This window comes from Pedobacter sp. Hv1 (genome assembly GCF_001412215.1).
Classification (GTDB): Bacteria; Bacteroidota; Bacteroidia; order Sphingobacteriales; family Sphingobacteriaceae; genus Pedobacter.
Window position 1 is genome coordinate 308,537 of the sequence record NZ_LLWP01000008.1, and the last position, 20,326, is coordinate 328,862.

Consider the following 20,326-nt stretch of genomic DNA (forward strand, 5'->3'; position numbering starts at 1 on the left):
GTTCATTCGTTCAATTGTTCATTGGTTCACTAGTTGTGATCCTTCTCCAATCTCACTTCTCCAATCTCATGTCTTTATTAATCTATGTTAACTAATTTCTTTGTCGCTTTGCCTACAATTTCTTTCACTTTCTCTGTTACCGGAACATCAAAAGCTGTTGCTACAATATAAGCTTGTTGGTTGGCATGTTGTTTAGCAAAACCAGTTGCTGTACTGCTGCTTTCTTTTCTCGAGATCACATCCATTTGGCCAAATGAAGTTTTTCTCAATCTGCGCAACAAATAAGGCCAAGCGCCCATATTTTCTGGTTCTTCTTGTACCCAAACTGCATCTTTAGCATTTTTGTAACGTTTGTAAACAGCCTCCATTTGGTCAACAGGTGTTGGATACAGTTGCTCTACACGTACCAAGGCTACATCACCTTTTTCGTTTGCTTTCTGTGTTTCCAATAAATCGTAATAGATTTTACCGCTACAGAAAACCACACGTTTTACGTTAGCTGGTTTTACATTGGCATCGTCTATTACTTCTTTAAATTTACCTTCTGTAAAGTCTGCTAATGGGCTTACACAAAGTGGATGACGTAATAAACTCTTAGGTGTAAACACCACCAAAGGCTTACGGAAATCGCGTTTAAACTGACGACGCAAAGCATGGAAGAAGTTAGCTGGTGTAGTACAGTTGGTTACTTGCATGTTGTAGTCTGCACAAAGCTCCATAAAACGTTCAATCCTTGCCGATGAGTGCTCAGGTCCCTGTCCTTCGTAACCATGTGGCAACAACATTACCAAACCATTTTCTCTTTGCCATTTGGTTTCGGCACTGGCTACATATTGGTCTACTACAATTTGCGCTCCATTAAAGAAATCGCCAAATTGTGCTTCCCAAATGGTTAAGGCATTAGGGTTGGCCATGGCATAACCATATTCAAAACCTAAAACACCATATTCTGATAAATGCGAGTTGTAGATATCAAACTGAGCCTGTTGCTCAGAAATGTTAGCTAATGGAGTATACTCTTCTTCGCTATCTTCTAAAGTTAATACCGCATGGCGATGAGAGAAGGTTCCTCTTTTCACATCCTGTCCACTTAAACGAACTCTTTTGCCTTCGGCCAATAAAGTACCGTAAGCCAATTGCTCGCCCATTGCCCAATCAAATACATGAGTGGTAGTGGCCATTTTATTACGTTCATCAAATAACTTCTCAATTTTTTTGAAGAACTTTTTATCTTTTGGTAAAGTAGAGATTCTTTTGGCAACTTCTAACAAAGTTGTTTTCTTAACTGAAGTATCTGGAGAAACATCAAAATCTTTGGCTGTAGCAATACGCATATCGGCCCAAGCTCCTCCAAATTTCACATCGTGATAAGTAGAAGTAATTTCTTTGGCTTCATTTAAACGCTCTTGTAAAATGCCTTTAAATTGTTTTTCCATCTCTTTCGCTAAACCAGCCTCTAATTCGCCTGTTTTAGTCAATTTATCGATATAGATATCTCTAGGATTGGCATGTTGCTCAATCGCTTTGTATAACAATGGTTGTGTAAATTTAGGCTCGTCTGCTTCATTGTGACCAAATCTGCGGTAGCATAAAATATCAATAAACACATCGTTTTTATATTTCTGACGATACTCCATGGCCAAGTTGATGGCATATACCAAAGCCTCAACATCATCTCCATTTACATGGAAAACTGGTGACAGGGTTACTTTAGCAATATCAGTACAATACGTACTTGAACGGGCATCTTTATAATTTGTAGTAAAGCCAATTTGGTTGTTGATCACCAAGTGGATGGTTCCACCGGTTTTGTAACCTTCTAATCCGGCCATCTGGATCACCTCGTACACAATTCCCTGACCTGCTACAGAAGCATCGCCATGGATCAAGATTGGTGCCAAGCGACTGTTATCGCCTGCATATTTGAAATCTATTTTAGAACGAGACATCCCTTCAACCACACCATTCACCGTTTCTAAGTGCGACGGATTTGGGCATAAGCTCAAGTGTACATTTTTACCATCAATAGTGGTTACATCTGTAGAGTAACCCAAGTGGTATTTCACATCACCCCCAAAAGGAGACTCGGCACTGTAGCCCTTGCCTTCAAACTCTGCAAAGATATCTTTATAAGTTTTTTGCATGATATTGGCCAATACGTTTAAACGACCACGGTGGGCCATACCAATTACAAACTCTTCAATACCCAATTCTGCACCTTTTTCAATTACTGAATCTAATGCTGGGATCAATGCTTCTGCACCTTCTAAAGAGAAACGTTTTTGTCCCAAAAATTTGGTACCCAAAAAGTTCTCGAAACTTACTGCTTCATTTAGTTTGGTCAAGATGCGTTTTTTCTCCTCGATAGAAAACTTAGGCGTATTGCGTTCGCTTTCCATTTTGGTTTCAATCCATTTTAAAATTTCAGGTGTACGTACATACAAGTACTCTGCACCAATAGACCTGCAATAGGTCTGTTCTAAGAAAGCAACAATGTCGCTTAATTTGGCAGGAGCACCAATTCCTGTTTCGATAGCTGAGTTGAAAACCGTATCCAGGTCGGCTTGTGCCAAACCAAAGTTTTCAATAGCTAAGGTTGGTAAATGTTTACGTCGCTCTCTTACCGGATTTGTTTTGGTAAACAAGTGTCCGCGTTGACGGTATCCGTTAATTAGATTTAAAACGTTAATTTCTTTTAAAAAATGTTCAGGAGCTTCAGTACTAACATGTGTTGCATCAGAACCTCTCCCAAAATCAAAGCCTTCAAAAAATTTCTGCCAGCCAAATTCTACCGAATTTCGGTCTTCTTTATAGCTTTGGTATAAGGATTCAATATATTCGGCATTAGCGCCATTGAGATAAGATAAGTTATCCATTGTGTATTTATTACGATAAGTATTGCAAAATTAGGATTTTACCTCAAGAAATGGCAATAAACTTAACAATTAATTAAATAAAAAGTGCTTTTTCTAACAGGGCAAATCTGGTCGTGTAATTTAATCCTACTTACAGCATAAATCGTACCAAGCGATTTCCCAAATTCATGACCAAAATCCGAGCAGAACAGTTGTGTTTCTATGTGGTGAAACTCCAATTGCTAAATTGATGAATTGCTAAACTGTTGAAATCGGTTAACTGTTTAAACTGAAGACTAGAGCACACCATCAATCTATGTGTCCTATGTCCCTATGTGGTGAAATTGATAAATTGCTAAACTGGTTAAATTGGCTAACTGTTTAAACTGAAGACTAGAGCACACCGTCCATCTATGTGTCCTATGTCCCTATGTGGTGAAATTGATGAATTGCTAAACTGTTGAAATCGGTTAACTGTTTATATTTATGCTCTTGCTGCTTGTGCGTAGGCACCCTTAGGATCTACAATTTTGAGCTGTTTCTGAAAATCGAAACTTGAAGTTAAACGTTGGTCGTTGCCTACACCTGCAACAGTTGCCCAATTGCCCCAGTTACTTGCCGGACAATAATCGATCAGTTTTTCTTCGAAATAAGCAGCCCCCATTACCCAATTCACCTTCAGTTCGTAAACCAAATAAGTAGCCACCAATTGCCTAGCGGCTGTATTGATATAACCAGTAGCATTGAGTTCTTGCATCATGGCGTCGACCAATAAATGCCCAGTATTTCCTGTTTTCCACGAATGCAATAGCTCGCTATCGGCCAATGGCACCAAGGCAAGTTCTTGTTTGAAACCTTCTGGTTTAAAAAAGGTATTGCGGTATTTTTTAAACATGAAACGATAATAATCGCGCCATAATAAGCCGAGTACAATCTGATTGAAATAAGGTTTTAGCCCATAGTTGGCTTCTGCCTCTTTCATTTTCCAATACACCTCTCGTGGTGACAAGCAACCTAATGCTAACCATGGGGAAAGTTTAGACACAATTTCATTCTTTTTTAAAGAAGCATTGGCCAAGGCCATTCCCTCTCCTGTATGCAAGAAATCGTGCAAATGGTTGAGCGCTTCTTCTTCGCCACCTTTAAATTCAGAATCCTGACTGAGTCCTTCTATATCTTCGTTCACTACCAGTTCGCTCAATTCGGGTAAAATCCCCCAATCTTGTACGGTCACAAAACTGATGGCATCTGGCGTTAAAAAACAAGGCTTTACAATGGCATCACGCTCTGTTTTCTTTTTAAACTGCGTAAAAACATCAGGAATATCCTTAATTGGGAAAGGTAAATCTTCTTTATTGTAAAGCGTATGTCCGATAAAGTGTTTCAGGTTTACTTTTTGTTTCCACAACAAGTCTTCTATTTGGGTAGAAATAGCTGTTTCTTCGCTTGCTACTTCCCTATGGTGATATACTTCTGCAATTTCATGCTCACTTACCAATGCTGGTAAAAGCTCTTCAGGTTTTCCATTTAAAATGAGGATATCGCCACCATAACTTTGCAAAGATTGACGAAGTGCGGCTACACTTTCTACTAAAAATTGAGCTCTTTTTGCACCTGTTTTAATACTATGGTAATTGGTGAGCTCAAACTGACGGGGATCAAAACAATAAACGGGCAAAATTTCATCAGATTTGGCAATGGCTTCAACCAGCATTTCATTATCATGCAAGCGTAAATCATTCCTAAACCAAACCAAAATCTTTTTGCTCATATCCGTAGCCATTTATATTGACCTGCAATTTGCACAAATTCTAGCAATTAGCCTTTTTAATAGCTCATTTTTTACATAGCGATAACACTATTTTGCCATTTGATTAACAAATTTGTTAAAAACAGAAACACAAAGCCTTATATTGCTAGTTGTAAAACTAAAACCTTGTGTTAAGGGTTTATGCTATATGTCGAAAAACATTTTAATTACAGGTGCCACAGGTTTGGTAGGCCGAAAACTGATCCCTGCTTTACAAGCAAAAGGACATCAGATTGCTATTTTAACCAGAAAACCAACTGCGATCAAAGATGTGAAGGTATACCTGTGGGATGTATACCAACAGACCATAGATGAAAAGGCCTTAACAGGAATAGATACCATTATCCATTTGGCTGGCGAAGGCATTGCCGATCAAAAATGGACACCAAAACGTAAAAAAGAAATTATAGATAGCAGGGTGCAATCTTGCCAGCTTTTATATCGGGCCATTGCCGCTACAAAGGCTCCTGTTCAAACTTTTATTTCTGCATCGGCCGTTGGTTTTTATGGCGATAGAGATGAAGAAATCTTAACAGAAACCAGCGCTCCAGGTGATGGCTTTTTAGCCGACTGTTGTATGGAATGGGAAAATGCGGCAACAGCTGGTCTTGAAATGGATATCCGTGTAGTTAAAATTAGAATCGGCCTGATTTTAAGCAAGGAAGATGGCGCATTGGCCGCAATGGAAAAACCCATCCGATTTTTTGTGGGTGCACCTCTAGGCTCTGGCAAACAATGGATGCCTTGGATCCATTTGGATGATATTGTGAAGATTTTTACCACTGCTGTTGAAGACCCCAACCTAACTGGGCCTTACAATGCCTGTGCTCCCTATCCCGTTACCAATAAATTACTCACCCAAACCATAGCCAAAAAACTACACCGACCAGTTTGGCCAATCAACGTGCCTCAGTTTGCATTGAAAACCCTAATGGGCGAAATGAGCATTTTACCTTTAATGAGCAGCAATACCTCTGCACAAAAACTGTTAGATGCTGGTTACCGATTTGAATATGTTGATTTGGAAAAGGCTTTGGATTCAATTTATCATTCCTAACTTTTAAAGTCGCTGATTTAAACTGACCATGTTGTCAGTCTGAGCTTGTCGAAGACTTACTTATGCAGGATATATTTATCTAGAATATATTTGGTCATCGGCATTAGTACCTTCTTATTATTTAATGGATAATTGCCACTATCTGTATAAAACTCTGCGCTATCCTGTTTAATCTTTACGTACCAAACTCTCCCCAAATCCTTCTCTGTAATTGTATCTAAACGATTAATTTTCTTTAATCCGACCAGTTTCTGTCTATCCAGAGCAATTACTGTAGCGTGATCAACCTTTACACTACAACCTACCGATTGGTATTCATTACCTGTCCAATACATACATTGTGTACTGATATGCTCAAAAAAAGTATAGGAAGCTAGAGCAATTAAGGTTACAGGAACGAGGGCTACTATGAATTTTTTCTTTTTAGCATTTGGCTCTCTTTCTAACCACTGAATAATTTTTTCAAGGAAGGAAGGCGAAGGCACTGGCTGGGGTGGTTGAGGTGGTAGCGGTGATATTACTATCCCTCCTCCACTATTGCTTCCACCTACTTTTGTTTCTTTCCAAGTGTCAAATGGTCTAGGCTCAAAATTGATTAGCCATGCAACTAGCTCTACTACCCTACGATTAGGATTACTCGTCTTATCAATAAGGAAATGATTAACTGGTCTAAATTTATCTATATCCAATTTACCTATCCCTACATTTTCAGATCCTTTGTAATTTCCTTCTGAGAATTTTAAAAGTATTTCTCTACCATCCTGCCTTTCCTCGTAAAGTTTCACTGCCTCATCTCTCAAATTAGCTGGCGTAGGGTTTTGCAAATCATGAGAAAGGTTAGGCTTTAATTTTTTATAGGCGACTAATATTTCTTCTTGATATTCTTCTATCATTTTCGAGCATTTTAAGCAAAAATAAACCGGAATTTCCGGAATTTTTACGGTTTTCCGGAATTCTAAACCGCACCAAAGGAATTAGCGGAATTCCTTATCACAAGCCGATTTCAGCCCACATCTTTGCTTCAGAAATCGAAACAAGCGTTTGCTCAAACTATAGTAAATGTACGAAACAGATTTCAGAACGAGTGAACATCGTGGAGGTTCGTAACCGGTTTGGGAAGCAGTTATAAGCTTCCGCGATTGACACTCAAAAAACACTTCCCAAAAATTTCAGAAGGCCTTCTGAATAACCCGCAGTAAACCTAGCGCATGGTGCGCTAGGAATTGCAATTATTCAACTTTTAAATTTTTGAAAAAAATGTTTTTACCATTAATTATAGCCATTTTATTAGGCTTAGTAAACCCAGCAAACTATAATACCAATTGTAACAGCGGAAGTACCGTTTATGTAAATGCTAACGGAACAAACTCAGGCGATGACCCTAACGATCCAGGAGATGGTGGTGATGGCGGCGATGAAGGCGGTGGAAATGAAGATGGTCCTGGTCATGGAGGTCCTGGTGGAAATACAGGACAGAACCCACCGATAAAACCACCAACACCATAAATTAATGAATAGGGCGATGATATCGCCCTATTCATTTTAACACTAAAATTAGATTAAGGAATGCGCTTTAATTTATTTTTTTAAATTTGGGTTAAACCCTAAACCGTGAAACGCCTCAATCTCCTACTTTTATTTTTAAGCATTTGTTTATGGTCTTGCTCAAAAGATCAGCTTAAAGAACAAAAAAAAGAACCTAATCCTCTATATGATCGAGCATCGGCTTATAAGGAAAATGGACAGGTCGATAGTGCCTTCATCTATTTCAATAAGGCCAAAGATTTAGCGCTACTCCAAAAAGACAGTCTTGTTGTAGGGCAATCTTTAGCAGGCTTGGCTATATTTTTTACAAACACTGGAGATGACCCTAATGGACAGGAATACTCATTAAATGCGCTTTCTTATTTAAACGAGAAAAAAAAACAGCATTATACAGCTCTCTCCTCCAACTATAACAATCTCGGAATTGCGACACATAATTTAAGGGATTATAAAAATGCCCATAAATATTATGATCTCGCCATTAAATTTTCAACAACCCTAGCGGATACAAATCTATACCGAAATAACAAAGCCTATTCCTATCAAGAAACTAAACAATATAAAAAAGCTTTAGAGATATATGATCTGATCCTGAAAACTGCTAGTAAGGACATGGAAGAATATCCACGAGTACTATCTAACATTTCTACTACAAAATGGTTGCTAAACCCAAATTACAATCCTTTGCCTGAGCTTTTAAAAGCTGCACATATTCGTGAAAAAGAAAATGATCTTTGGGGTCGGAACTCCAGTTATTATTATTTGGCTGATTATTATGGAAAAAGCAAACCAGATTCTGCTTTATATTATGCCCATCAAATGTATGATGTTGCAAAAAAATTAAAAAGCAATGATGATCAGCTGTTGGCACTTCAAAAATTGATCAAATTTAGTCCTGCACCACTAAGTAAGCAATATTTTGAAACCTACCTTAAACTTGATGACAGCGCCCTAGTTATTCGCAATAATGCCAAAAATCAATTCGCCATAGTTAGATATGATGTCGAAAAACATAAAGCAGCTAACTTTGTACTTCAACAAGACAACACCGAAAAAAAATACCAACTTATTATATTGATAACTGGCACCATTGTTTTGTTGATAGCTGGCCTATTTTGGTACCGAAAAAGAAAACAGCGACTACAGTTAGAAGCCCAAAACACCATTCGTGAAAACCAACTCAAAACCTCCAAAAAAGTACACGATGTTGTGGCCAATGGTTTGTATCGGGTAATGACAGAAATCGAAAATCAGGAAGATTTAAACAAAGACCATATCTTAGACAAGATTGAAGACATGTATGAGAAATCTCGTGACATTTCTTACGACCAACCTTCCTTGACACTCCAACCCTTCCACGAAAAGGTAAATGAAATCCTCTCTTCTTTTGCTTCAGAAAACAGGGTGATACAACAGTTGGGCAATACTGCCCAACTATGGAAAAAGGTGAATACTCAGATTCAATACGAAGTTGAGCATATTCTTCAAGAACTGATGGTGAACATGAAAAGACATAGTCAAGCTAACCTTGTAATACTACAATTTGAGCAAACAACAGATCATATCAATATCTATTATACAGACAATGGCATTGGCCTCTCAAAAGATACACTTTTTAAAAATGGACTCACCAATACGGGAAACCGTATCGATCACATCCATGGCACCATTACTTTTGATACCGAAACCGAAAAAGGACTGAAAATCAAACTTTCATTTCCAATTTCTTAACTACCTAAAGTATGTTTAAAAAAGTATTGATTGCTGAAGACCACGAAATTGCCAATTTCTCTGTACAAAAAACCCTCGCCGACCTAGGTATAACACATGATAGCAGAAATTATGTATACTATTGTGATGATGCCTTAACACGGATTCAAAAAGCATTGAACGAGAATGAGCCTTATGAATTGCTGATCACCGACCTTTCTTTCGACGATGACCATACCCAACAAAAAATTTCTAAAGGAACCGAACTGATCAAAGTTGCCAAACACATGCAACCAGATTTAAAGGTTTTGGTCTTCTCTATCGAGAACAGAACAACTGTAGCTCACACCTTGGCTCAGGAATTAGGTATCGATGCTTATGTACCCAAAGCCCGTAGAGATGCTCAGGATTTGAAGTTGGCCATAGAAACTATTTATAAAAACAAAAAATATCTTTCACCCAATTTAAAGCGGACACCAGAGGATAGAAATCATTATGACTTTACCGATTTCGACAAAACCATTCTCCACCTACTTTCGCAAGGAACGCTACAAAAAGATATCCCATTTCATTTACAGCAAAAGAACATCAAACCTTCTGGCCTGAGCAGCGTAGAAAAACGCCTCAATTTCATCAGAGAAGTATTAGATTTTTCGACCAATGAACAATTGATTGCTTATTGCAAGGACAAACATATTATCTAACTTTCATTTCCTCCCGATCGCATTGCAAAACTCTTTTATGTTATAGCAATCTCGCTTTCATTTACGGCATCTCAACCCTAAATAAATTTCCTTCTACAAGCTCAGGATGACAAATTTATTTGGGGTTTGTTCTATCTATACCATCTACAAGTTTAGGCTTACAGACCAATGTTTCGTTGTGAGATCCTCTTCACGAACACCTCAGACCAATCAAATACAATAAGCTGTTTATCAACAACTCACACCAAAACATAAGCGATCTAACCTTTTTAAAAATACTTTCTTGCTTTACGGTTTCCCGTAAATAAAGGGTTTGGCATCTGTATACATTTGAAGAGTTAACCAAATAAACATTTACAAACAATAAGTACATATGGAATATAAAGTTGTACCCTTCACTGCCATTTTAAATCAGCAAAAAGAAACAACAGATGTTGTAGCTAGACAGTTGGAAACACTAATTATGCGATTCACCAATGAGGGTTGGGAATACATCAGATTAGAAAGTGTTTCGACTTATATTCAGCCAGACCCAGGATGTTTTGGCTTTGGTGCAAAACCGGGTTACTTGGCGTCCTATCAAATGGTAGTTTTTAGCAAGGTTTAGTCATGAAAATACTGCTCTTGCTAATTATCAAATTATACTGGCTTACCGTCCCTAAAAACAAAAGAAGAAAGTGCATTTTCAAGATAAGCTGCTCTCAGCACGTATATCATACCACAAAAAAAGAAGGTCTCTTTAAAGGATTAAGCGCATTAAAATATCGATTTAGGAATTGCAGAGCGGGATACTACATTTTTGAGCATCCCATTACCAAATCTAAAATAATGGCATTGCCAAACGCTCAAATTATTACTGAGGCAGAAATTTCGGAAAGATTTATCAAATAACATTTAAACTCAATAAACAATGGGAAACTTCATCATCACCAAAAGAACAAACGGCGAATATCAGTTTAACCTGAAGGCCTCAAACGGACAAGTTATTTTAACCAGCGAAGGTTATGTAGCAAAAGCATCTTGTAAAGCAGGTATTGAATCTGTAAAAACAAATGCACCTACAGATACCAGATACGACAGAAACACAGCCAAAAATGGCTCTCATTATTTTAACCTAAAGGCTGGCAATGGCGAAATTATTGGCACCAGCCAAATGTATACCACAAGCTCGGCTAGAGACAACGGGATCGAATCGGTAAAAACAAATGCGCCTGGTGCAGCAACAATAGACGAAACTATCTAATTAAAAACATGGAACTCAAATTAAAGCTCGAACAATTGCACCAGCGTGTAAGCGGCTTAAAAGATCAGATCAATACAGAAGAAGCCACCAAAAATGCTTTTGTAATGCCTTTTATTCAAATCTTGGGCTACGATATTTTTAACCCAACTGAAGTTGTTCCAGAGTATGTCTGCGATATCGGCACCAAAAAGGGTGAGAAAGTAGATTATGTGATCAGAAAAAATGAAGAGCCAATCCTCATCATAGAGTGCAAACATTGGAAAGAAAATGTGGATGCGCACAACTCTCAACTTCATCGGTATTACCATGTTTCTAAGGCAAGGTTTGGTGTGCTGACCAATGGCATCATCTATAATTTTTACACCGATCTGGAGAAAACAAATATTATGGACGAGAAGCCTTTCTTAACCGTTAATATCGAAGACCTAAAAGATAGCTCCATTAAAATCTTAGAAAGTTTTACCAAAAATGAATACAATTTAGAAACTATTCTCGATTCGGCCGAAGCATTCAAATACATCAAAGCAATCAGGAAGGAGTTTGAAAACGAGATCGAAAACCCATCTGATGAAATGGTGAAATTATTGGTCAACCGATTTTTCGACAAGCCTTTAACCGCCAATCGGATGGTATCTTTTAAAGAATATACAAAAAAGGCTTTGACCATTTCAATTAACGAATCGATTAGCTATCGTTTAAAATCTGCTTTGAGTATCAACGAAAAGATTGAAACTAAAGTTGACGAAAAGGTTAACCTGATTGATGAAAACAATGGTTTACCTAAAGTGATTACCACAGTAGAAGAGCTTGAAGCCTTCCAGATTGTGAAAGCTATTTTAAGAGAGAAGATCACTGCCGAAAGAATTGCCCATAGAGATACCCAATCGTACTTCGGGGTATTGCTCGACGACAATAACAGAAAACCAATTTGCCGTTTCCATTTCAACAGCACCAATAAATACTTGGAGATATTCCATAAGGGTAAAGACGCCGGAGAAAAAACGCTCTTAAATAACCTGGATGAGATTTATAACCACAGAAGTGAGTTACATCAAACGGTAGAGAAATATAGTTCATAGAAGGATGAAAAGACTTTTTGGATACTTTATGTGTTATAGTCCTTTAATTTTAACTAATACTCTTTTGTCTAAGGAATGAGACGTTTTTACATAATTTGGCTTTGGATAAAACATTCCTTTAATTCTGGAAAACCTAGTTTCTCTCATTTAACTTATGCTAACTATGTAATTGAAGGTAAAAGCTATTTTATTTTTAGTTGGAAAATGAAAAATGCGTACCAATTAAAAGTTAAATCTGCAAACTTTACCTCTATTTTAAACTCAGGCTCAGCATACATTGCACTACCTGGCAATAATGATCAAACAACCGTTATAATTTCAAATTCATGGAGAAATCAAAAAGTTCTAATAAAACTAAAACAGATTATCCTTTGCAATCCGATAGAATTCTCTGCATCAATAAATAGGAGCTTTGTTGCTACAATTACTATCCCAAATCCAAAATCCAATTTTTCAAGCATCAAAGTAAATTCATTTAAAGCACACATTGTAAATAAAACACAAATCAAAACAATTATTAATATTTCATATCCAAATTAATATCTCATGAATAGCGAATTTTACCAATCCCCAAAATCTAGCAGTTTTATGCGCCTTTTCTGGAAAGCTGCTGGCGCTGACCGTTTTATTCTAGAAAGAAGCACTTATGGTGATCAAATTAAATATGTTTGCTTGGGTGGAATTATTATCGCTACTGGAGTTATGGCCGCCATCGCTGGAGGATATGCCTTCTATACCATATTTGCACCAAAAGGCAATGCAATAGACTCATTTAAAACAGTACAAGGTGTAGTAGGAGATTATGATTCAACAGATATTCCAACTGCATTAATTTCGGTAGTATTCGGTTTTATATGGGGCGCTATCATTTTCAATATTGATAGATTTATCGTTACCTCAACTGGAAAAGGTGATGGCACAGAGGCTATCACAAGAAAAGAGCTAGTAGGTGCCCTACCTAGAATTATTATGGGCGCTATCATAGCCCTCACAATTTCTAAACCAGTAGAAATAAGGATGTTCAAAACTGAAATTGATGTTGCCCTTCACGCTAAACAAATACAGCAAGAGCAGAGATATAAATCGGAGATTGAAAAGGTTGCAAATAGTGAAATTGAAAAAAAACAAAATATCATTAGAGAGCAACTTAATAGGATATCTAGACTTGATAGCATTAGTACAGTTAGAAAGGCAGATATAGCATATGAAAATTCTCATGGAGGATGTTCTGTCAAGTGTATTGAATTTAAAAACCAACTTGCTGCAAATCAAGCTGAAGTTTCAGCTATAAAAAGTGATCCTGAGTTTATTAAGGTAAAAAGAGATCTTGAAAACTTAGAGAATGATAAATTAAATAAACTAAAAGAAAGTGGAAAAGTTGCTGCGGGTTTAGATGGTTTACTTGAACGAATTAAGTTAGCACATGAAGAGGCTGGTTGGATAATTTCATTATTTGTTACGCTACTCTTTATGACAATTGAACTCACCCCAATCTTTTTCAAGTTAATGCTGATCAAAAGTCCTTATGATTATATGGAGGAAAATATTAAGGAATTAATCAAGGCGGATAAAGGAATAGAAATTAAACACAATTATTATCCAGATGGTGAAGGAATAGAAAGAGATCTCATAATCAATCACCAAGTACTAAGAGTTCTCAAAGAGAAAGTCCAGTTACTTGAGGCACAAAGCCAGCTTAGTAATGAAGCAATTAACGTTTGGAAAAATAAAAAGCATACTGACATTAATAATAATACAGAATCATACTTAAGTGAAGAATGATGGATAAGCAAAGATATGTGAGATTTTGGAGCAAAAAATCTATTGTGAGTTTAATTGGCATCGACTACCCAATTCTTGAACAATCAGAACATGATAATATATCTAAATTCTATTTTGCAGGTTTTCTTGTGCTAGTCATTTTAATGATAAGTTTTTGTTCTGTGTTTTATGCTTTTGATTTAATGTTTGACATGTGGCATGCAGAAATTTTGCTCTCATCTTTCTTTTCGCTAATGTTTTTTACAATTTATATATTTTTAATTCAAACATTCTCGAAAGAAGTATTTCCGACAAAGTACAGGTTTAAATTTTTTAACCTATCAAATTTATCTAGAATAGGATTTGTATTAATGATAGGATTTTTAATTGCACAACCTATAAAAATATTTGTGATTAGACATCAGTTAAGTAATGATTTAGAAATATATAAATCTCATTTATATCAGAACTTCTGCAGAATTAATAAGAACCTATATCTCTCAGACATCAAAAAACTTATCAATGATAAAAACCAATATCTATCAATGCCTAAATCCGAAACTTTAGATATTGAAATTATTAACATTAATAATGATATTGCTAGAATTGAAAATCAAATCAATTTGGCCAACATTAAGGCTAAAAACAGCATTTCAGATTCTAATTTTTTCATTAAACGAATAGAACTTGCTAATAGACACCCACTTACATTCTTTATCATTCTCTTTATATTAGCTCTTTTTTTTACACCAATTTTGTTAATTTATTCGATTTCTGGGACAAGTAGGTATTATAAACTAAAAAAGAATAATGACAAAAATTTAGTTTTAACAGAGTATTCAAGTTTTAAGTCTAAATACACATTACTATTTCAAAAGAAATATAATGTGCATAATATTCATTTTCATGAACCTTTTTTAGACGCTCCATTTAATACAAAACGTAAACCGAATCCTGATTATTTATCTCAGGACGATTTTTTTAATAATCTAATAAAGTAATGAAAGACTTTCAAAAAGATTATTATAAAACTCTAGGAATAGAAATATCTGCAACTGCAGATGAAGTTAAACTTGCCTATAGAAGACAGGTTAAAAGGTATCATCCTGACTTACACCCGAACAATCCTGAGTATGAAGATTTAATTAAAGAAATTAACGAAGCATATGAGATTCTAGGCAATAAAGATGAACGTTTCGCATATAATCAATATTTATTAAACAAAATTGAAAAGCAAAACGAGCAAACAAATTCAGAAAGTCCATTAAGCAAAAATAAAAAGACTTACACAAAAACTACGACTGTATATACAGAAGAGAAGACTTATCTAAAAGGTACAATCTTTATTAGATATTTTGGCCAACATGAAGAACAAGAAGCAGAAAACATCCTTAGAGAAATCTTTTACAAAATCACTGTCACCCAAACAGATGCTATAATAGAAACAATCTTTAAACAAAATTTAACTAAGGAATTTCAGAAAGTTTTCACTGCAAATAAACCAATAAAGTTAAAGATTAAACAACCTATTAATTGCAAGGTTCTCAATGAGAATAAAGATACTGTTGATTACAAATTAGAAATATTAGATCTCACCATCCCTAATCCAGAAATCATAAATGTTACTAAACACGAAGGAGAAAGTTTTGGAACAATAACAGGAACTTTCTATGGCTATTTAAAAGAAATCAAAAATCATGATGAAACTGTCATTGTAGAAGAGTGCTTTGGAGAAACAGGTCGAACCGAAGAAAAGAATGAAAATGGTGTAAACTATTACCGAAAAGAATATTACAATACCGACTGCAGCAAATATTGGGGAAATTGGATTGCTCAAGTCATTAGAGCTACTACTAAAACTACTGGCAATACTCAAAATAAAGGAAGCTATACAAGAACTGAGTATTATTATAATGATTATAAAAAAACCTATTGGGGGGATTGGAAACAAACTACTAAGACTTCCGCTAGTGGCGGTTGCTTAAATTCCTTAGGTAATATATTTGGAATAGGATTAAGCTGTTTGCTCTTTTTATTTTTATTTCCACAACTTGCATTTATTGTCCCTTTCATTGTTATACCTTTTCTATTAAATTTATTACCCATTAAATTTTGGAATTGGATAGTTAAGATCACTTTTGTTTTATTTGGGTTAATATTTATACTGGCTATTATTACGTCAATAGCATCAAATACTTATAAAAAGAAAGAAAGATTAGTTGTTAGGCCAAAATCAATTATTGAGAAACCCAAATACATACCTGTTTTAGATTCTCAATCAAAAAATTATATTATCGACACCCTCATATCTCATCATATGGTCTGGGATGATTATGATGGGCAGACTTATAACGGGGATTTTTCGATTAAGAAAAGCTCATTCAATCAGGCACACTCTTTTAAAGAAAATCTTAATATATCTGCTAATAGTGAATATAATTATGATAAAATAATTTTCTCTTTAAAAGAAAATGATAAAAACAATCTAGATGGACTATACTCAATGTTCGATTCATTAAAGTTAAATAATAAATCTAACTCAATGAAGTTTGCCGAAATAATAGTGTCTTTTGTGCAAGCCATCCCTTATACAATTGTACTTCCTAAATCGTGTAATGCGCAATTCTATAATGATGAATTCACTTCGAAATACTTGGCTTCTCCAAATGCTAGATGTGATGGATATGAAAGATATGGCATTAATACTCCTGTTGAATTTATGACAACCTTAAATGGTGATTGCGATACAAGGACCTTATTACTTTATACTATACTTTCACATTACAATTACGATGTGGCCTTGTTAAGCAGTACATACTATAGTCACTCAATTCTTGGTATAAATCTACCTTATGAAGGCTCAGCATTTCAATATAACAACCAACGATATGTTTTTTGGGAGACAACAGTTCAAAATGTTAAACCTGGAATTCTTTCAAATGAAATTTCAAATACAGACTATTGGCGTATATCATTAAAATCAAAATAATATGAATTCATTAAAATTAATTATCATTTCATGCTCTATTATCTTATTACTTATTCTATTACTACTTATAACTCATCTTCTAACTAAAAATTTCAAATCTAAAATTAATAATGATGGCAAGCTCAAAATATCATTTGGGATATGGTATTCAGCTATATTCTTATCTGGAGCGAATGTAATTTCTATTGTAATCAATACTCTCTCCGAAGTAGTAGATAATCTAATTAAAATACGTCCGGTTAATTTATACCTAGAGTTAATTAAAATAACATCACTAGTTATTGGGGTTGGTTTTACATGGCTAATCCTTTGGTTTATTGTAATTAAATTTTTAACCAAAATAACACACTTAAAAATGGATGAAAATGAGGAAATGGATGATGACAACTTTAGTTACTTTATTATAAAGGGAATAATGTTGTTTGCAATAATATTTAGCCTATCATCTATACTTTCTCTGATATTAAGATTATTTATTCCCAATATTGAAACACCCTTTTATCATTAAAAATCTATAATGAAAAAATTAAGTCTAATTATTTTTCTCTCCTTAAAAATCTTAACATGTTTTGGCCAGTCCTATTTAGGGACTATCATTAAAGATGTAAATCTAAGAAAAGGCCCAAATACCAATTATGAAATTTTAAGTTCAATTAAAGCAGGCTCACAAGTTTTTATAATTTCTTTAACAGATCAGAATGAATTCTATAATATAATAGATATAGAAACAAACCAAGAAGGTTTTATTAAAAAAACATTTATAAAAATTGGAAAGAAAATTAAAGAAAATGAGACTGGAATATTCACACCAAATGGCAATATATCAACCTACAACCCTAAAATTGATATATATAATGACACTGATAAAAGTCTAACCCTGAAATTAAATGAAGAAGTTTACCATTTTGAGCCTCAAGAAAGGAAAAATCTAGAATTACAGCCAGGTCGATACCTCTATAGAGCTTCAGCCCCAAAAGTAATACCTGACATAGGAGCGGAAGAAATGAAAAGTAATATGAGTTATACCTGGAAATTTTATATAATTAAACGTTATCGATGACAAATCTGATTAAAATTATCTTATCCATTATGTTTATCGCATGCTTGCTAGATATGCCCTATGGCTACTATCAATTAGTTAGGTTTATTGCAATGGTAGGCTTTGGGGTGCTCTCTTATCAAGCAAGCTGACAAAGTCATCAAAAAGAGGTGCTTGTTTATCTGGTTCTAGCCTTATTATTCCAACCATTTTTTAAAATCGCACTTGGCAGGTCTTTATGGAACATAGTGGATATGGTTGTGGGATTAGGCCTGATATTATCGATATCTAAAAATGAAGATGGTCAAAAGAAATGAATATCAGAACCTACTTAACTACAAAAGAGAATATATCTTATAATCGAGATTAACTTTAAAAACTACTCTAATTAACTATTATCATGAAATCCCTATTGCTATTCCTATTCTTACTAAGTAATGCCACCTGCCAAGAAACCAAGGAAAATAAAGAAAGCAAAGTAAGCGCAACCATTTATTTGTGCGATAGCCCAAATGCCAAAAAATATCATTTAAAGGCTGATTGTCGAGGTTTGAGCAATTGCAGTTATAGGATCATTAAAACCAGTCTGGATCAGGCCAAAAGGGAGAAGAAAAAATTATGTGGATGGGAAAAATAATTTCGTTTGTATTGTGCTTATCTCTCATTCCATTTTTTTGTCAACATCAGGTTGAGGCTTCAGACCAGCTCAACAAAGCAAATCTAACTTTTGTTGCAAAAGTAATTCGCATTATGGATGGCGATACCATGGAAGTGTTGTATAAAAACAGACCTACAAAAATCCGTTTGGCCCATATCGATTGTCCAGAGGTTAAAAAATCTCAACCCTTTGGTCAACATGCTAAAAAGGCCTTATCTGATCTTTGTTTTGGGCAGCAGGTGATGGTACTGGGTGAAAAAACTGATCGTTACGGCCGACTGATTGCTGTTGTGGTCAATCATCAAAAACAAATTATCAATCAGCAAATGATTAAACAAGGGATGGCTTGGCATTTCAAGAAGTATTCTCATGATCCAGTGTATGCCAATTTAGAAATAGCCGCCAGGAAAAATAAAGTAGGGCTATGGCAAGATCCTAGCCCTACGCCACCGTGGGAATGGCGAAAACCAAAGCGCCTGTCAACTGTTTTTAAGTAAGTATGCCATGCTAAAAATAAGGCGTTAAAAGTGCATCTTTATCCAAAATTAAATCAGTTGACCCCTACCTATGGACATTAGTATTTGTTGGCTACGCCGCGATTTACGTTTAACAGATCATGCTGCACTCTACCATGCACTTAAGGCTGGACGACCAGTATTGCTCCTGTTTATTTTTGATCAAAACATCCTCAGCAAACTGGACAATAAAAAAGATGCGAGGTTAACTTTTATACATCAAACCTTAAAAAGATTACGAGCAGAACTTCAAGAGCAAGGCTCTTCCCTATTGGTTAAATTTGGTAGTCCAGAAGAAGTTTGGCCAGAAATATTAAAGGAGTATAAGGTTAAGGCAGTTTATGCCAACCATGATTACGAGCCTTATGCCACTAAAAGAGATGATGGTTTAGCCGAATATTTAAGAAGCGAAGAAATCCCCTTTTTTACCTATAAAGATCAGGTGATTTTTGAAAAGGCTGAGGTGATCAAAGCAGATGGCAAACCTTATACCGTATTTACCCCATACTATAAACAATGGCTACAGAAGTTAAATACTTTCTATGCCAAACCTTATCCTACAGAACGTTATTTTAAGAACTTATTTCAAACGCCACATCTTCCATTTCCAAGTTTATCAGACCTAGGCTTTGAAGCAACCGACCATCAATTTCCATCTCCAGATTTTGAAAGTAAACTCCATCATTACCATGCCGATAGAGATTACCCCGCCAAAGATGCCACCACGCACTTGGGATTGCACCTTCGGTTCGGCACCATTAGCATTAGGGCGGCGGTAAGGGCAGCACAAGAACAGCAGGCCAGCAAGTGGCTTTCTGAGTTGGCTTGGAGAGAATTTTACATGATGATTTTATGGCACTTTCCGCACATTACCGATCGTGCTTTTAAACCTGCTTACGACAATATTGAGTGGCGGAACAATGAAACAGAATTTGCAGCTTGGTGCGAAGGAAAAACTGGTTACCCCTTGGTTGATGCGGGTATGCGCCAATTGAATGAAACGGGCTTTATGCACAATCGGGTACGCATGGTGGTGGCCAGTTTTTTATGCAAACACTTGTTGATAGACTGGCGCTGGGGAGAAACCTATTTTGCAGAAAAATTATTAGACTACGAATTGGCAAGTAATGTAGGTGGTTGGCAGTGGGCCTGTGGCTCTGGCAATGATGCTGCGCCTTATTTTAGGGTTTTTAATCCAGAACTCCAGTTACAAAAATTCGATCCTAAAAGGGAATATGTTTATCGATGGGCGCCAGCATACCGCTTGGCCATTGCACCCATACCTATAGTTGAGCATACCTTTGCAAGAGACCGGGTATTGAAAGCTTTTAAAAAAGCATTGACATAAGAAGTTAGGCTAA

The 20,326-nt window shown here is 35.7% G+C and carries 20 protein-coding genes and 1 pseudogene; 18 read left to right on the top strand and 3 right to left on the bottom strand.

Annotated features, from left to right (window positions below):
- Positions 1–77: 77 nt before the first annotated feature.
- Entirely contained in the window at positions 78–2,876 is a 2,799-nt protein-coding gene (locus AQF98_RS15650) for a 2-oxoglutarate dehydrogenase E1 component (RefSeq protein ID WP_055132893.1), read from the bottom strand.
- Positions 2,877–3,339: 463 nt separating this feature from the next.
- Positions 3,340–4,626 (bottom strand): DASH family cryptochrome, encoded by a 1,287-nt coding sequence (locus AQF98_RS15655; RefSeq protein ID WP_055133007.1) that lies wholly within the window; start codon positions 4,624–4,626, stop codon positions 3,340–3,342.
- A gap of 187 nt (positions 4,627–4,813) precedes the next feature.
- Between AQF98_RS15655 and AQF98_RS15660 the strand changes: the two genes are divergently transcribed.
- Positions 4,814–5,722, top strand: coding sequence for a TIGR01777 family oxidoreductase (locus AQF98_RS15660; RefSeq protein ID WP_055133008.1), 909 nt, complete (start codon positions 4,814–4,816; stop codon positions 5,720–5,722).
- 56 nt (positions 5,723–5,778) lie between these two features.
- Here AQF98_RS15660 and AQF98_RS15665 read toward each other — a convergent pair whose 3' ends face one another.
- Positions 5,779–6,615 carry a hypothetical protein gene (locus AQF98_RS15665; protein ID WP_055132894.1) on the bottom strand — a complete coding sequence of 279 codons (837 nt, stop codon included), beginning with the start codon at positions 6,613–6,615 and terminating at the stop codon, positions 5,779–5,781.
- Between the two features lie 364 nt (positions 6,616–6,979).
- Between AQF98_RS15665 and AQF98_RS15670 the strand changes: the two genes are divergently transcribed.
- The 17 genes and pseudogenes from AQF98_RS15670 to AQF98_RS15750 all read left to right on the top strand — a co-directional run bounded on the left by AQF98_RS15670 (position 6,980) and on the right by AQF98_RS15750 (position 20,313).
- Entirely contained in the window at positions 6,980–7,228 is a 249-nt protein-coding gene (locus AQF98_RS15670; RefSeq protein WP_055132895.1) for a hypothetical protein, read from the top strand.
- 105 nt (positions 7,229–7,333) lie between these two features.
- Positions 7,334–8,998 (top strand): ATP-binding protein, encoded by a 1,665-nt coding sequence (locus AQF98_RS15675; protein ID WP_235524242.1) that lies wholly within the window; start codon positions 7,334–7,336, stop codon positions 8,996–8,998.
- An 11-nt stretch (positions 8,999–9,009) separates the two neighbouring features.
- Complete coding sequence (locus tag AQF98_RS15680; RefSeq protein ID WP_055132896.1) at positions 9,010–9,681, top strand: response regulator transcription factor; 672 nt, start codon at positions 9,010–9,012, stop codon at positions 9,679–9,681.
- Positions 9,682–10,054: 373 nt separating this feature from the next.
- Positions 10,055–10,288 carry a hypothetical protein gene (locus AQF98_RS15685; protein ID WP_055132897.1) on the top strand — a complete coding sequence of 78 codons (234 nt, stop codon included), beginning with the start codon at positions 10,055–10,057 and terminating at the stop codon, positions 10,286–10,288.
- A 2-nt stretch (positions 10,289–10,290) separates the two neighbouring features.
- Entirely contained in the window at positions 10,291–10,572 is a 282-nt protein-coding gene (gene yidD / locus AQF98_RS22445; RefSeq protein ID WP_055132898.1) for a membrane protein insertion efficiency factor YidD, read from the top strand.
- 19 nt (positions 10,573–10,591) lie between these two features.
- Positions 10,592–10,924, top strand: a complete 333-nt coding sequence (locus AQF98_RS15695; RefSeq protein WP_055132899.1) for a YegP family protein — start codon at positions 10,592–10,594, stop codon at positions 10,922–10,924.
- An 8-nt stretch (positions 10,925–10,932) separates the two neighbouring features.
- Positions 10,933–12,003 (top strand): type I restriction endonuclease, encoded by a 1,071-nt coding sequence (locus tag AQF98_RS15700; protein WP_055132900.1) that lies wholly within the window; start codon positions 10,933–10,935, stop codon positions 12,001–12,003.
- Positions 12,004–12,207: 204 nt separating this feature from the next.
- Positions 12,208–12,543 carry a hypothetical protein gene (locus AQF98_RS15705; protein ID WP_152969737.1) on the top strand — a complete coding sequence of 112 codons (336 nt, stop codon included), beginning with the start codon at positions 12,208–12,210 and terminating at the stop codon, positions 12,541–12,543.
- A gap of 6 nt (positions 12,544–12,549) precedes the next feature.
- On the top strand, positions 12,550–13,785 hold the full coding sequence (locus AQF98_RS15710; RefSeq protein ID WP_200911901.1) for a DUF4407 domain-containing protein: 1,236 nt from the start codon (positions 12,550–12,552) through the stop codon (positions 13,783–13,785).
- Positions 13,782–14,765, top strand: a complete 984-nt coding sequence (locus AQF98_RS15715) for a DUF4407 domain-containing protein (protein ID WP_055132903.1) — start codon at positions 13,782–13,784, stop codon at positions 14,763–14,765. The genes AQF98_RS15710 and AQF98_RS15715 overlap by 4 nt, the downstream gene beginning before the upstream one ends.
- Positions 14,765–16,753: a J domain-containing protein gene (locus AQF98_RS15720; protein WP_055132904.1), complete on the top strand. Its 1,989-nt coding sequence runs from the start codon at positions 14,765–14,767 to the stop codon at positions 16,751–16,753. The genes AQF98_RS15715 and AQF98_RS15720 overlap by 1 nt, the downstream gene beginning before the upstream one ends.
- A 1-nt stretch (position 16,754) precedes the next feature.
- Positions 16,755–17,261 carry a hypothetical protein gene (locus AQF98_RS15725; protein ID WP_055132905.1) on the top strand — a complete coding sequence of 169 codons (507 nt, stop codon included), beginning with the start codon at positions 16,755–16,757 and terminating at the stop codon, positions 17,259–17,261.
- Positions 17,262–17,270: 9 nt separating this feature from the next.
- Positions 17,271–17,813, top strand: coding sequence for an SH3 domain-containing protein (locus AQF98_RS15730; RefSeq protein ID WP_055132906.1), 543 nt, complete (start codon positions 17,271–17,273; stop codon positions 17,811–17,813).
- A 53-nt stretch (positions 17,814–17,866) separates the two neighbouring features.
- A pseudogene (locus AQF98_RS22450) lies at positions 17,867–18,109 on the top strand (DUF6804 family protein).
- Positions 18,110–18,192: 83 nt separating this feature from the next.
- Positions 18,193–18,429, top strand: coding sequence for a hypothetical protein (locus tag AQF98_RS15740; protein ID WP_055132907.1), 237 nt, complete (start codon positions 18,193–18,195; stop codon positions 18,427–18,429).
- The gene (locus AQF98_RS15745; RefSeq protein ID WP_235524243.1) at positions 18,417–18,947 is read left to right on the top strand and encodes a thermonuclease family protein; all 531 of its coding nucleotides are present in this window, start codon (positions 18,417–18,419) and stop codon (positions 18,945–18,947) included. Before AQF98_RS15740 ends, AQF98_RS15745 begins: the two co-directional genes overlap by 13 nt.
- Before the next feature lie 70 nt (positions 18,948–19,017).
- Positions 19,018–20,313, top strand: a complete 1,296-nt coding sequence (locus tag AQF98_RS15750) for a deoxyribodipyrimidine photo-lyase (RefSeq protein WP_055132909.1) — start codon at positions 19,018–19,020, stop codon at positions 20,311–20,313.
- Positions 20,314–20,326 lie beyond the last annotated feature (13 nt).

Coding starts and splice junctions, on each gene's coding strand:
- AQF98_RS15650 (WP_055132893.1), bottom strand. CDS start 2,876: ATGGATAACTTATCTTATCTCAATGGCGCTAATGCCGAATATATTGAA.
- AQF98_RS15655 (WP_055133007.1), bottom strand. CDS start 4,626: ATGAGCAAAAAGATTTTGGTTTGGTTTAGGAATGATTTACGCTTGCAT.
- AQF98_RS15660 (WP_055133008.1), top strand. CDS start 4,814: ATGTCGAAAAACATTTTAATTACAGGTGCCACAGGTTTGGTAGGCCGA.
- AQF98_RS15665 (WP_055132894.1), bottom strand. CDS start 6,615: ATGATAGAAGAATATCAAGAAGAAATATTAGTCGCCTATAAAAAATTA.
- AQF98_RS15670 (WP_055132895.1), top strand. CDS start 6,980: ATGTTTTTACCATTAATTATAGCCATTTTATTAGGCTTAGTAAACCCA.
- AQF98_RS15680 (WP_055132896.1), top strand. CDS start 9,010: ATGTTTAAAAAAGTATTGATTGCTGAAGACCACGAAATTGCCAATTTC.
- AQF98_RS15685 (WP_055132897.1), top strand. CDS start 10,055: ATGGAATATAAAGTTGTACCCTTCACTGCCATTTTAAATCAGCAAAAA.
- yidD (WP_055132898.1), top strand. CDS start 10,291: ATGAAAATACTGCTCTTGCTAATTATCAAATTATACTGGCTTACCGTC.
- AQF98_RS15695 (WP_055132899.1), top strand. CDS start 10,592: ATGGGAAACTTCATCATCACCAAAAGAACAAACGGCGAATATCAGTTT.
- AQF98_RS15700 (WP_055132900.1), top strand. CDS start 10,933: ATGGAACTCAAATTAAAGCTCGAACAATTGCACCAGCGTGTAAGCGGC.
- AQF98_RS15705 (WP_152969737.1), top strand. CDS start 12,208: ATGAAAAATGCGTACCAATTAAAAGTTAAATCTGCAAACTTTACCTCT.
- AQF98_RS15710 (WP_200911901.1), top strand. CDS start 12,550: ATGAATAGCGAATTTTACCAATCCCCAAAATCTAGCAGTTTTATGCGC.
- AQF98_RS15715 (WP_055132903.1), top strand. CDS start 13,782: ATGATGGATAAGCAAAGATATGTGAGATTTTGGAGCAAAAAATCTATT.
- AQF98_RS15720 (WP_055132904.1), top strand. CDS start 14,765: ATGAAAGACTTTCAAAAAGATTATTATAAAACTCTAGGAATAGAAATA.
- AQF98_RS15725 (WP_055132905.1), top strand. CDS start 16,755: ATGAATTCATTAAAATTAATTATCATTTCATGCTCTATTATCTTATTA.
- AQF98_RS15730 (WP_055132906.1), top strand. CDS start 17,271: ATGAAAAAATTAAGTCTAATTATTTTTCTCTCCTTAAAAATCTTAACA.
- AQF98_RS15740 (WP_055132907.1), top strand. CDS start 18,193: ATGAAATCCCTATTGCTATTCCTATTCTTACTAAGTAATGCCACCTGC.
- AQF98_RS15745 (WP_235524243.1), top strand. CDS start 18,417: ATGGGAAAAATAATTTCGTTTGTATTGTGCTTATCTCTCATTCCATTT.
- AQF98_RS15750 (WP_055132909.1), top strand. CDS start 19,018: ATGGACATTAGTATTTGTTGGCTACGCCGCGATTTACGTTTAACAGAT.